The organism is Brumimicrobium oceani (assembly GCF_003143775.1).
Taxonomy (GTDB): domain Bacteria; phylum Bacteroidota; class Bacteroidia; order Flavobacteriales_D; family Crocinitomicaceae; genus Brumimicrobium; species Brumimicrobium oceani.
Window position 1 is genome coordinate 19,344 of record NZ_QFRJ01000010.1, and the last position, 12,608, is coordinate 31,951.

The window sequence follows — 12,608 nt, forward strand, 5'->3', positions numbered from 1 at the left end:
TTGAATTTTCCCTTTAGAGCACTTTTAAAGCGTCTTTAATTAAAAGTTCTACAGAATCTTGCTCATTCGATACTTTGTTAATGGCTTTCTCCGCTGATTTTTTATCAAAACCAAGTGAAACCAATGCAGTTAACGCATCAAATCGAAGTGTATTGTTTGAAGAGCTGATATTCTCCCCTGAAACCTCGAATTTTAACATTTTATCTTTCAAATCAACGATAACACGTTGTGCAGTTTTATTCCCTATTCCCTTGACACCCTTTATTGTATCAACGTCTTCTGAGGTAATTGCGTGTGCTATTTCTGAAGGAGAAAGTCCAGAAAGCATCAAAATAGCAGTATTTGGACCAATACCTGAAACAGAGATTAAGTAATTAAACATTTCTCTTTCCTCCGTAGTGGCAAAACCATATAAAATTTGAGCATCTTCTCTCACTATAAATTGAGTAAAGATTTTGATGGATTCTTCTTGCCCTATTGTGGAAAAGGTGTTTAAAGATACCTTTACTTCATAACCAATTCCACCGCATTCAATAATCAATGCGGTGGGCGTTTTCTCAACAAGTCTTCCATTTAGGTATGTAATCATATCTATTTGTTTTGGGCGTCTACTACAGCAACTTTTACCATGTTTACTATTTCACGAACAGACGCGCCTAATTGTAATACATGAATTGATTTTCTTAACCCAACCAACACCGGTCCGATTGCTTCTGCATCTGTCATTTCTTGCAATAGTTTGTAGGCTATATTTCCAGAAGATAAATTCGGGAAAATAAATGTATTTACTTCTTTATTTGCCAATTCAGAGAAGGGGAATTTTTCATTCATTAAATCATTGCTCAATGCGAAATTTGCTTGAACTTCACCATCCACAGTTAAAGTTGGGTATTTCTCATGAATAATCTTTACCGCTTTGGCCATCTTTTTCGCATCTTTCCCTTCTGCAGAACCATAGTTTGAATAAGAAAGCAATGCAATTTTTGGGTTCACCTTAAATTTACGGATCGTTTTGGCCACATGATAAGTCATATCAGCAATTTCTTCTGCTGTTGGATCAAAATTCACAGTAGTATCTGCCAAGAAGATTGGACCACGTTTAGTAATTAAAACATACATTCCAGCTACACGGTCTACATCTTTTTGAGTTCCCACAACCTGTAAAGCCGGACGCAACACATCACTGTATTTTCTAGTTGCTCCAGAAATCATAGCGTCAGCATCACCAGACTGAACCATCATTGCACCAAAATAATTACGTTCTCGCATTATTTTATTTGCCTCATACTCTGTAAACCCTTTTCTTTTTCTCAATTCAAAGAATTCTTTAGCATAACGTTCTAATCTTTCTTGCTCATCATCGCCTTTAGGATCGAGGATTTCTACATCAGGAAACTCCATTTTGTATTCCTTCATCATGGCTAAAACTTTCTCTTTTCTTCCCAAAAGAATTGGAATGACTACTCCTTCCTCGTATGCTGTTTGTGCAGCTTTTAGAATTTTATAGTTATCTGCCTCAGCAAAAACAACACGCTTAGGATTGCGCTCTGCTTTTTCTGTAATAGTACGTACCAATTTATTGTCTATTCCCAAACGGCGTTTTAAATTCGCATCATAAGCATCCCAATCTTTTATTGGGGTTCTTGCTACTCCAGAATCCATTGCCGCTCTGGCCACTGCTGGTGCAACATGATAAATTAAACGTGGATCTAATGGTTTAGGTATAAAATTATCACGACCAAAAGAAATACTTCTTTCTCCGTATGCCTCACTCACCTCTTCAGGAACAGTTTCTTTGGCCAAATTAGCAATGGCATAAACAGCAGCTAATTTCATTTCTTCATTAATGGATTTTGCACGAACATCCAAAGCTCCTCTAAAAATGAAAGGGAAACCCAATACATTGTTCACCTGATTAGGATGATCTGAACGACCTGTAGCCATAATTAAATCCTTACGAACAGCCATTGCATCTTTGTACGCTATTTCTGGATCTGGATTTGCCAATGCAAAAACAATAGGGTTATCTGCCATCGATTTCACCATTGCTTTCGAAACTACTCCACCTCTTGAAAGTCCAACCAATACATCAGCACCTTTCAATTCGGTTGCCATATCAGATGTTTTCTTGTGGTGTTCCCCAAAGAACTTTTTATTTCCGTCTAGATCTCTATCGCTGCTCAACAATCCTTTACTGTCAAACATGAAGATATTCTCCATTTTTGCGCCTAAAGAATTGTATAACTTAGCACAGCTCATTGCAGAAGCTCCTGCTCCCGAAACAACGATCTTTACATCTTCAATTTTCTTGTCCGCCAATTCTAAAGCATTCAACAAACCTGCTGAAGAAATAATTGCGGTTCCGTGTTGGTCATCGTGCATTACTGGAATATCCAATTCTGCCTTTAATCTTTCTTCTATTTCAAAAGCCTCAGGCGCTTTAATATCCTCTAAATTTATACCTCCAAAAGTGGGAGCAATTGCTTTTACTGTCTGAATAAACAACTCAGGGTCATTGGCATCTACTTCGATATCGAAAACATCAATATCTGCAAATATTTTAAACAACAATCCTTTACCTTCCATTACCGGCTTTGAGGCTGCTGGACCAATATCACCAAGACCTAAAACAGCTGTACCATTAGAAATAACAGCAACTAAATTAGATTTTGCTGTGTACTTATATACATCATCTGGATTTTCTGCAATTTTTAAACAAGGCTCTGCCACACCCGGAGAATAAGCCAATGACAAATCACGTTGTGAACTGTAAGGCTTTGTTGGTATCACCTCTATTTTCCCTGGTTTACCTTGTGAATGGTAGTCTAGTGCGTCTTGTTTTCTTATCTTAGCCATATTATTGCGTTTTTGTAAATCTTGTGCAAGGGTGTAAATTTAACAAAAACCAACACATCAAAAGAATTAAAGAGTTCAAAGTATGGGAAAACAGAAAATAATTGTCTTTTCGGGTGCTGGAGTAAGTGCAGAATCTGGCTTAGGCACTTTTAGAGACAGCGGAGGATTATGGGAAAAATACAACATTGAAGAAGTTGCAACTCCTGAAGCTTGGAATAAGAACCCAGAAATGGTAACAGAGTTTTACAATATGCGCCGTAAACAATGTTATGAATCAAAGCCTAATGCTGCTCACTTTGCTATTGCTAAATTGGAAGAGAAATTTAATGTCGAAGTCATAACTCAAAACATTGATGATCTTCACGAAAGAGGCGGAAGCAGTAAAGTTATTCATCTTCATGGAGAAATAAGTAAAGTTAAAAGCTCTGGACCGAATGCAGAAAAGAAATACTTCCATCAAAAAAACTGGGAAGTTAAAATAGGTGATAAATGCGAAGAAGGCTACCAAATGCGACCACACGTAGTTTGGTTTGGCGAAGCGGTTCCCATGATAGACGAAGCAATTTCAAGAATAAACAGTGCAGATATTGTAATTGTCGTGGGAACGTCTTTAAATGTCTATCCGGCCGCTGGGATTCTAAATTATGCTCCACACAACGCGAAGTATTATTTAATTGACCCAAGTGAAGTTTCAGTTCCAAGTTATTTTAATGTGATTCGTGATTCAGCTTCGAAGGGAGTTCCTGAGTTAGTGGAGAAGCTGCTGAAGTAGAAAAAAGAATAATTTGAACTTAATACAAACAAAAAGCCCTGATCATTTAAGACCAGGGCTTCAATTTCTATAATGAATTCGAAGTGCTTATTGGATAATCAAGCGCTGAACGTTACTTTTCGATCCGTTATTCCCTCGGATATTTACAAAGTAAACTCCTCTTTTTAAATCACTAACAGATAATTTGGCGTTTTCACTCTTTATTTCTGCACGTTTAACCTCTTTTCCTAACGCATCTAAGAACACAACTGTTCCTCCATCCTTAAGTCCATCTCCTTTAATCGTTACAAAGTCTTGCGCTGGATTAGGGAAGATGTTTAGTGGGGTTTCTTTCACGTTTTTCTCTACGCTTAAATTACAGTCTGCATTTGTTGTTTTAAAAATGACAGTAATTGAATCATAGATTGTTCCAAATTCAGAAACCACGAAATATTTGTGAACCGCACAACTTTCATTCCCTCCAGGGATAATTTGAGGCTTAAATATAGAAGCTTCTCCGTTAGCAATTGGATTTAAAACAGGAGACGTGTAATTATAAAGATCTTCTGCGTCATAACAAAGCGAGTTATCACAAATTTGATCTACTCTTCCGCTATTTACAGTTCTTAATCTGTTGTATTTAACACTAATGTCCTGACCTTCACTAATCACCCTAAAGTCATAATAGATGGTTGCATCGTCTTTATCACCAACAACCTCTACAGCTGTTCCGCTTAGGTCTGTGGTCATATCATTTGCTGCAACGATTTTTATACCTTGCCCAAACAGTTGAGTTATTGATAATAAAATGGTTGTCGCGAGTATAGTTATTTTCATATAATACGTTTTTAATAAAATCGAAAGTAAAGATAGGAAAAAACATTAGGGAATCAATAAAATTTAAGATTTATTAAAAAATCAATAAAATAGCTTTACAATAGTAAAACAATCTTTTAATATTTTTTTTCTAAAAATTTCACAAAATAGTTTACTTTTGAATTCATAAACCAAATAAAAACTAATAATTATGAAAACATTTTTACGTTCTGTAGCTGTATTTATAGCAGCTTCATTTACAATGAATGCTTCAGCACAAATTCCTGACAATGGAATATGGCCAGCTGGAGTTACATTTACAGATATCAATGGAACTACCCATGACATGGACGCACTTTTAGATGCAGGTAAAACTGTAATCATCGATGCATTCGCAGATTGGTGTGCACCATGTTGGAACTACCACCAAGGACATGCATTAGAAAACCTTTACACGCAGTATGGACCAAATGGTACAGATGAGTTGATGGTTTTAGGTATTGAAGCAGATCCGGGAGAGGCTGAAAGTAACATTTCTGATCCTAATACAGGTATGGGAGATTGGACAGTAGGTATTTCTTACCCACAAGCAAATGATGATGCTATTGCAGGAATCATCAATTTAGCATATTACCCAACAGTAATTATGGTTTGTCCAGACAGATCAGTTACTGAAGTAGGACAAGAGTCTACAGCTAATCTTTATGCTGGAATAAGCACTTGTGGTGCACCAGCATCAAACTCAAATGACCCAAGATTAATCGCTAACGCATCAGACAACCTATTCTGTGCTGGTTCTTCTGCTAATATGTCTGTAGTTTTACAAAACTTTAGTACTGCTCCTTTAACTTCAGCTACGATTGAAGTAATGGATGGGGCTACTTCTGTTGCTACTGAAAACTGGACAGGTAACCTTGCGCCTTATGATGTTACTACAATAGCTCTAGGTTCAGTATCTCCATCTGGATCAACAAACTACACAATCAAAATCACATCTGCAAACGACGACACTTCAAACGATCAAATTACAGCTTCTGTAGCCCCAGCTCCAGTTTTAAGAGTTGGTGACCAAACGAAAGCAGTAAATGTTGTTCTTGCAGGAGATGCTTACAAAGATGAAACTGGAATTATTTTTGACGAAGGCCCACTTCCAAATGAGTCTTTTGTAACTATTCACAACGATGCGGCGGGAGGAATTACAACTCCATTAGGTTTTGCACAGGTTGGTACACTTCCTCAGGGAGCTGCTCCTTTAACTGTTACCTACAACGCAGTTAACGAAGGATGTCACTACGTGGTTATTGTTGACTCATACGGAGATGGAATCAATTACCAAATGCCTACAGCAGAACTTAGAATTCAAGGTGATGGTACTTCTAAAATTGACGTAAACCCAGACTTCGGTGATGGTATTGCGGTTCTTTTTGATGTTCAATTCCAAACGGAAGTAAGTGTAAACACTGAAGAATTTGCTTCTTCTTTCAAAGTATTCCCTAACCCAACAAACAGCGTTGTAAACGTTGAATTTGAATTACAAAATCAAGAAGACGTAACAGTTTCTATCATGAACACTGTTGGTCAGACTGTAGCTGTAAACAACTTGGGAACTGTATCAGGAGTTCAAGCAACACAAATGGATGTTTCTTCTCTTGAGTCAGGAATGTACATTGTAAAAGTTAAAACTGCGAATGGTGAGCAGACAAAACGTATCTCAGTAATCAAGTAATTTTGATTCTAAAGCTTGCTACTTGCGTTGCAAGATTAAGATTTACAAGAATAAAACTTAAAGAATTGGGAGGCTGAAAAGTCTCCCTTTTTTTATGCTGTATTTTTCAACTTACCATCGTGAATCATTTTAAAACAGTTCCTTCTAAAGGCTCTGGACATCGCATTGACTTGATGTCAACTCCTTGGACTTAAAACAACCGTGTCTTGTTACCAAACTTTACAATTCCAAATTAAGATTTACAAGAATAAAACTTAAAGAATTGGGAGGCTGAAAAGTCTTACTTTTATTTCGATCTACTTTAGTACTCCTTATTATTATGGAAAATGTTTTCAACACAGTTGATCAAATAGAAAAGACATCTCACTAAAAGAACTACCAAAAAGAGATTACACTATTTGATTTTTACATTACTCATTTTTCAGTTGCAGCCTCAACAAAAAAGCCTTTTTCTCCTTTTTGGATTCCAATAGTGCATCATCATTTTTTATATTTTTTTCACTTTTATACCTATATTTGAAAATTAGGCGTAATATGGTACGAAGTGTGCATATACGTTGCTGAACATAAAACTAAATAAACAATGAAAAAATTATCTTTATTAATCGCCTCTGCTTTTCTATTCTTTTCCGCTAACTCTTTCGCACAGGAGGATGCCAAAGGGCTTATGGAAAAGACCATTCCTGAAATGTTACTTAAAAACACGGTTGGGGAGACAATTAATACAGCTCAACTAGAAAACGATGGGAAACCAATGATTATTTCCTTTTGGGCTACCTGGTGTACACCATGTAAAAAAGAATTAAATGCCATTCACGATATGTACATTGATTGGCAAGATGAAACAGGCGTTCGATTGGTAGCTGTTTCTATTGATGATCAGCGTACGGCAAGTCGTGTAGTTCCCTATGTAGACTCTAAAGCTTGGGAATACCAAATTTTATTAGATCCAAACGGAGACTTTAAACGCGCAATGGGTGTAAACAATGTTCCTCACACCTTCTTAGTAGATGGAAATGGAAAAATTGTATATTCTCACAACAATTATGCACCAGGTGATGAATACGAATTGTATGACCATGTACTAGAACTTGTTGAGAACAAAGACTAATTTTAAATTTACACTCTTTACAATTACTTTATGAAATTGATAAAATTACTTGCTGGATCTGCTTTCCTATTCGTGAGTTTTAATGCCTTATCTCAAGGAACCATTTCGGGAAATATGGAAAGTACTTTTCAATACCTGAATGATGATGATAAAATAAATGCAGAGCAACCAGACGAAAAAGCGCTACTGAATTCTTACATCAACGTAAACTATAGGAATAGTGGATTTAAAGCAGGAATGAGATTGGAAGCTTATCTTCCGGCAATTCTAGGGTATCCAGATCGTTTCGATGGAGCAGGATTAGGATACAGATATGTAGGTTACGAAAATGATCTTATTGATGTTACTGTTGGAAATTTCTACGATCAATTTGGATCGGGGTTAATTTTTCGTTCTTACGAAGACCGCGCCATTGGAATTGACAACATGATGAATGGTATTAGCCTCAAGTTAAGACCATACAAGGGGGTAACCATCAAAACTGTTTACGGTAGACAACGTTTTTCTTTCATGGATGGAAAAAACCAATACAGCGCTGGGATAGTTAGAGGAGCAGATGCTGAAGTCAACCTTAATCAATGGTTTCCAAAATTAGAAAACAGTGATTTCAGAATCAATGCAGGAGCTTCCTTTGTTTCAAGATACCAAGAGGATGACAACACGCAATTAATACTCCCAGAAAACACTGGTGCTTATGGCGGTCGATTGGAATTAGCGTACAAAAAATTCTTTATTAATGGTGAATACACCATAAAAGAACAAGATCCTTCGCAGGACAATGGTTACATTTACAACTATGGTAAAGGAATGATTATCAACGCTGGATATTCTCAAAAAGGTTTGGGTATCATTCTTTCAGCAAAATCTATTGATAACATGAGTTTTAGAAGTGATAGAAACGCCTCTTTAACCGATGTTACGATTGGATTTATTCCACCACTTACAAAAACACATACCTACAATTTGGTGGCTACTTTATATCCGTATGCCTCACAACCCAATGGAGAGGTTGCATTTCAGGCAGATGTAATTTACAAGATTAAGCGTGGTTCATGGTTAGGCGGGAAATACGGAACAGATGTTTCTTTAAATTTCTCCACCGCTTATGAACCATTGAAAAAAACCTCGGGGATTGATGCAATGGATTCTACTCGGGTGACTTATGAATCAAAGTTATTTGACAAAAGTGACTTGTTGTACTGGAGAGATATGAACGTAAACATCAAACGTAAATTAAACAGAAAATGGACAGTTGAAGCCAGTTATTTTAACATTTCAATGAACAATGATGTCCTAAAACTAACTGATGCCAAAGGAATAATTCAATCGCACATAGGTGTTTTAGATGTTGAGTACAAAATCAATAGAAAGCACACCTTAAGAGCAGAAGTTCAAGGATTATGGACAAAAAACAACAAAGACAGAGGTTCTTGGGCTACTGGATTAATAGAATATACCATCTCTCCGGATTGGTTCTTTAGTGCAATTCTACAATCAAATTATGGAAATCCTGTAGAGGAAGACCGCATAAACTATCCTATGGTATTTGTTGGAAAGATTTGGGGTGCAACCAGACTTCAAGTAGGATACGGACGCCAAAACGAAGGATTGTTTTGTGTCGGTGGAATATGTAGAGAGGTTCCCGCTTCAAACGGTTTAACCATGTCATTTACTCACAGTTTCTAAACATTAAAACAATGAAAAAGTTACATCAATACATTTTCTTTATCGTTGGAGCCTCTTTTATCTTTGCGAGTTGTGATAAAGTAGAAAATCCTTACGAAAAAGTCGCTACAATTAACGTAGACACCAACCTATACCAAGGTTTGTGGAGCGATTATTTAGCCAATGAATATCCTGTGTTTACTCAAAACAGTAACACCGGTGTGAATGTTCTCATAGAAGATTATACCGGGCACACTTGTATCACTTGTCCAAATGCGGCAGACATTGCGCACGACATTCATACAAATAATCCAGAAAGGGTATTTATCGCATCTATTCACACAGGTCCAGGGACACTTTCGTTTCAAGCGGCAGATGCAAACGCTTCAAAATACTACACAGATCACACCAATCCAGAAGGAATCGCCTATGGTGATGAATTCAAATCAGGGTTTGGATTTTTTGGTAATCCGCAAGGAACGGTGAATAGAAAAAAGGGCAATGCTGAAATGTTTTCTCAATCAGGTGTTTGGCAAAGCAGGGCAGATAATATTCTTAGCGCCAATGTGTTAAAAGTAAATCTACAATCTGTTTTTAATTACTACCCAACTGCCAACGGTGGATATTTACACGTTGAAGTAGAAAAGAAAACTTCGGAAGCCATAGATATGAATACTGTAGTTTATGTAATTCAAGACAGTTTGGTTGACTGGCAAAAAATGCCTGATAATAGCGATAATGAATTTTATGTTCACAGAGATAAGCATTTGGGAAGTATAGACAATAATCCATTTGGTATTCCAACTTTTAATGCAGGGGATGCAGCAGGAACTAAAAAGATTATCGATTATTCATATGTTTTACCACAAGACTTAGATATCGCAAATATGCACTTCTTGATTTATGTCTACGACAAAGAAACTTATGAAATTTTGCATGTAATTAAGCAGAAAATTGAAGATTAAGAATTACGCTGGTGACTTATTAAGAATTACGCGGAGGTTCGCGGAGAGGCAGAGATAAGCGGAGAAAAAAAATAAAGAAGAATTACGCAAAGTTTCGCGGAGAGGCAGAGATACGCGGAGAAAAAAATAAAGAAGAATTACGCGGAGCGAAAATAATGATTAATTATTAAGGTTTAATTATTAACGCGATAGGGTTTTTAGAATGACTAATTGTTAATGTTTAATTATTAATGCGGTAGGGTTTTGTAATGATTAATGTTTATGGATTAATTATTAATGCAGTAGTGACAGGTTGAGATTTGGACTTGATATTTTTACACAACTCTTAACCTTTCTTCTTTTTCCTTTGAGGAACATTTCGTAACCTCTGCGAATCACATTCGGCAAGCTCGGCGTAAATCTTTCCTTTGCGAAACTTTGCGTAACCTCTGCGAATCACGGCGTCAATCTTCCCTTTTCTTTGCGAACCTTTGTGAGAACTTTGCGTATCTCTTCGTAATTATTTCTATTTTTGATAAATAACTCAAATAATTCCTCCATGGGCAAGATATTAGTCATAGACGACGAGAAAAGTATACGCAGGGCATTAAAAGAAATTTTAGAATTTGAAGATTTTGAAGTGGATGAAGCCGAAGATGGAAAACAAGGTTTAGACAAGGCTACGTCTCAATATTATGACCTCATATTTTGCGATATTAAAATGCCTAAAATGGATGGAATGGAAGTTCTTGCTGCGCTTCAAACAGAAAAAGTCGATAGTCCTGTAATTATGATTTCTGGACACGGAAATATTGAAACTGCAGTAGAAGCCATTAAACTTGGTGCATTTGATTTCATTGAAAAACCTTTGGATTTAAACCGAATTTTGGTCACCATTCGCAATGCGAGTGACAAAAGCAATTTAGTTGAAGAGAAAAAAGCACTGAAGAAAACAGTTCAACGTTTTAAGGGTTCATCCATTATTGGTGAAACGGATGGCATTATCAAGATCAAAGAAATGATTGAGAAAGTGGGTCCAAGTGAAGCCCGAGTATTGGTCACAGGAGAAAATGGAACCGGAAAAGAATTAGTTGCTCGATCTTTACACGATAATAGCCCACGAAAAGATGAAGCATTTATCGAAGTCAACTGTGCGGCCATTCCAGCAGAGCTTATTGAGAGTGAGTTATTTGGTCACGAAAAAGGTGCATTTACTTCTGCTGTTAAACAGAAAAAAGGAAAGTTTGAATTGGCGAAAAACGGAACCTTATTTTTGGATGAAATTGGTGATATGAGTGCATCGGCGCAGGCAAAAGTATTGCGTGCTTTACAAGAAAACGTGATTCAAAGAGTAGGTGGTGAAAAAAATATTAAAGTTAATCCAAGAATTGTAGCAGCAACGAATAAAAACTTGCGTAAAGAAATTGATGAAGGAAATTTCAGAGAGGATTTATACCACCGATTAAGTGTTATTCTCATTCATGTTCCCACGCTAAACGAAAGAGAGGAGGATATTCCTTTATTGGCAGAGCACTTTTTAACCATGACTTGCGCCGAGCATGGAATACCACGTAAGAAATTTACAGAAGATGCACTGGAAGCGCTTAAAAACACCAATTGGAGCGGAAATATTCGTGAATTGAGAAACATCATCGAAAGAATGGTGATTTTATGTGATCATGAAATTACAGGGTTTGATGTAAATACTTTTTCGAACCCACGTGCTTAAGGTAAATTTTAACTCCAGAGATGTTGAAGTTGGCAGAGTAAAGCAAGAATGACGCAGAGCGTTGAACTGAGCTTGCCGAATGTGGTTCGTAGAGGTGCAGAGGTTCGCAGAGAAAAAAAGAATTACGCAAAGATTCGCAGAGGGGCAGAGATTCGCAGAGAGGAAGAAAAATTACGCAGAGCGCTGCACTGAGCTTGCCGAATGTGGTGCGCAAAGTAAAGAAAAAATGACGCTCTGTTTCGCAGAGGGGCAGAGATTCGCAGAGAGGAAGAAAAATTACACAGAGCGCTGCACTGAGCTTGCCGAATGTGTTACGCAGAGGAGAAGAAAAGGGAGTTGAGAGTGAAAATTAGTAAATAGATGTTTTTTAGATCATTATTTGGTAGAAAAAAGGAAGAAGAACAAAATATTCCAATAGAAATGAAGTATTTGATTGTAGGATTGGGAAATCCTGGTGCAAAATATGAAAACACGCGACACAACATAGGTTTTAAGGTGGTGGAAGCATTTGCAGAAGAGCGTAAGGCCGTTTTTGAAACGATAAAACTAGGTGATGTTGCAAAAGCAAAATGGAAAGGACGACAGGTGATATTACTGAAACCTTCGACTTTTATGAATTTGAGTGGAAAAGCGGTTAATTATTACCTTCAAAAAGAGAAAATTCTTCCAGAGAATCTATTGGTGATTACTGATGATTTGGCTTTGCCTTTTGGTAAATTACGAATGAAAGGAAAAGGAAGCGATGGTGGCCACAATGGCTTAAAAGATATACAAGCCGTTTTAAATACCACCCAGTATGCACGATTACGATTTGGCGTGGGAAGTGAATTTAAAACAGGTCAACAAGTAGATTATGTGCTGGGTGAATGGAGCGCAGATGAAGCTAAACAAATGGAAGAGAGGATAAAGACAGCTACTGAGTTTATTAAAGGTTTTACAACGATTGGACTAAATCAAACGATGTCGAATTGGAATAACAAATAGCTGAACTTTAGCGCATTTTCATGAAG

General features: G+C 36.9%; 11 protein-coding genes. 8 read left to right on the forward strand and 3 right to left on the reverse strand.

The genetic code is table 11. From position 1 onward, the window contains the following. Window positions 1–13: 13 nt before the first annotated feature. On the reverse strand, window positions 14–589 hold the full coding sequence (gene ruvA, locus DIT68_RS11930; protein ID WP_109360040.1) for a Holliday junction branch migration protein RuvA: 576 nt from the start codon (window positions 587–589) through the stop codon (window positions 14–16). A 2-nt stretch (window positions 590–591) separates the two neighbouring features. Then, window positions 592–2,856, reverse strand: a complete 2,265-nt coding sequence (locus DIT68_RS11935; RefSeq protein ID WP_109360041.1) for an NADP-dependent malic enzyme — start codon at window positions 2,854–2,856, stop codon at window positions 592–594. A gap of 82 nt (window positions 2,857–2,938) precedes the next feature. Here DIT68_RS11935 and DIT68_RS11940 point away from each other — a divergent pair, with 82 nt between their 5' ends. Continuing rightward, the gene (locus tag DIT68_RS11940) at window positions 2,939–3,628 is read left to right on the forward strand and encodes an NAD-dependent deacylase (protein ID WP_109360042.1); all 690 of its coding nucleotides are present in this window, start codon (window positions 2,939–2,941) and stop codon (window positions 3,626–3,628) included. A gap of 87 nt (window positions 3,629–3,715) precedes the next feature. Here DIT68_RS11940 and DIT68_RS11945 read toward each other — a convergent pair whose 3' ends face one another. Next, complete coding sequence (locus DIT68_RS11945; protein ID WP_109360043.1) at window positions 3,716–4,444, reverse strand: T9SS type A sorting domain-containing protein; 729 nt, start codon at window positions 4,442–4,444, stop codon at window positions 3,716–3,718. A 190-nt stretch (window positions 4,445–4,634) separates the two neighbouring features. On the opposite strand from DIT68_RS11945, the gene DIT68_RS11950 reads away from it, so the two are divergent. The 7 genes from DIT68_RS11950 (at window position 4,635) to pth (ending at window position 12,582) form a co-directional block, all read left to right on the forward strand. After that, on the forward strand, window positions 4,635–6,149 hold the full coding sequence (locus DIT68_RS11950) for a T9SS type A sorting domain-containing protein (protein ID WP_109360044.1): 1,515 nt from the start codon (window positions 4,635–4,637) through the stop codon (window positions 6,147–6,149). A 583-nt stretch (window positions 6,150–6,732) separates the two neighbouring features. Next, complete coding sequence (locus DIT68_RS11955; protein ID WP_109360045.1) at window positions 6,733–7,260, forward strand: TlpA family protein disulfide reductase; 528 nt, start codon at window positions 6,733–6,735, stop codon at window positions 7,258–7,260. A gap of 30 nt (window positions 7,261–7,290) precedes the next feature. Beyond that, window positions 7,291–8,946 (forward strand): DUF6029 family protein, encoded by a 1,656-nt coding sequence (locus DIT68_RS11960; RefSeq protein WP_109360046.1) that lies wholly within the window; start codon window positions 7,291–7,293, stop codon window positions 8,944–8,946. An 11-nt stretch (window positions 8,947–8,957) separates the two neighbouring features. Continuing rightward, complete coding sequence (locus DIT68_RS11965) at window positions 8,958–9,890, forward strand: Omp28-related outer membrane protein (protein ID WP_109360047.1); 933 nt, start codon at window positions 8,958–8,960, stop codon at window positions 9,888–9,890. Between the two features lie 538 nt (window positions 9,891–10,428). Then, a complete protein-coding gene (locus tag DIT68_RS11970) occupies window positions 10,429–11,598 on the forward strand; it encodes a sigma-54-dependent transcriptional regulator (protein WP_109360048.1) in 1,170 nt (389 codons plus the stop codon). 48 nt (window positions 11,599–11,646) lie between these two features. Next, window positions 11,647–11,790, forward strand: coding sequence for a hypothetical protein (locus DIT68_RS16350; protein WP_158276181.1), 144 nt, complete (start codon window positions 11,647–11,649; stop codon window positions 11,788–11,790). A gap of 168 nt (window positions 11,791–11,958) precedes the next feature. Then, window positions 11,959–12,582, forward strand: a complete 624-nt coding sequence (gene pth, locus DIT68_RS11980; protein WP_233244191.1) for an aminoacyl-tRNA hydrolase — start codon at window positions 11,959–11,961, stop codon at window positions 12,580–12,582. Window positions 12,583–12,608 lie beyond the last annotated feature (26 nt).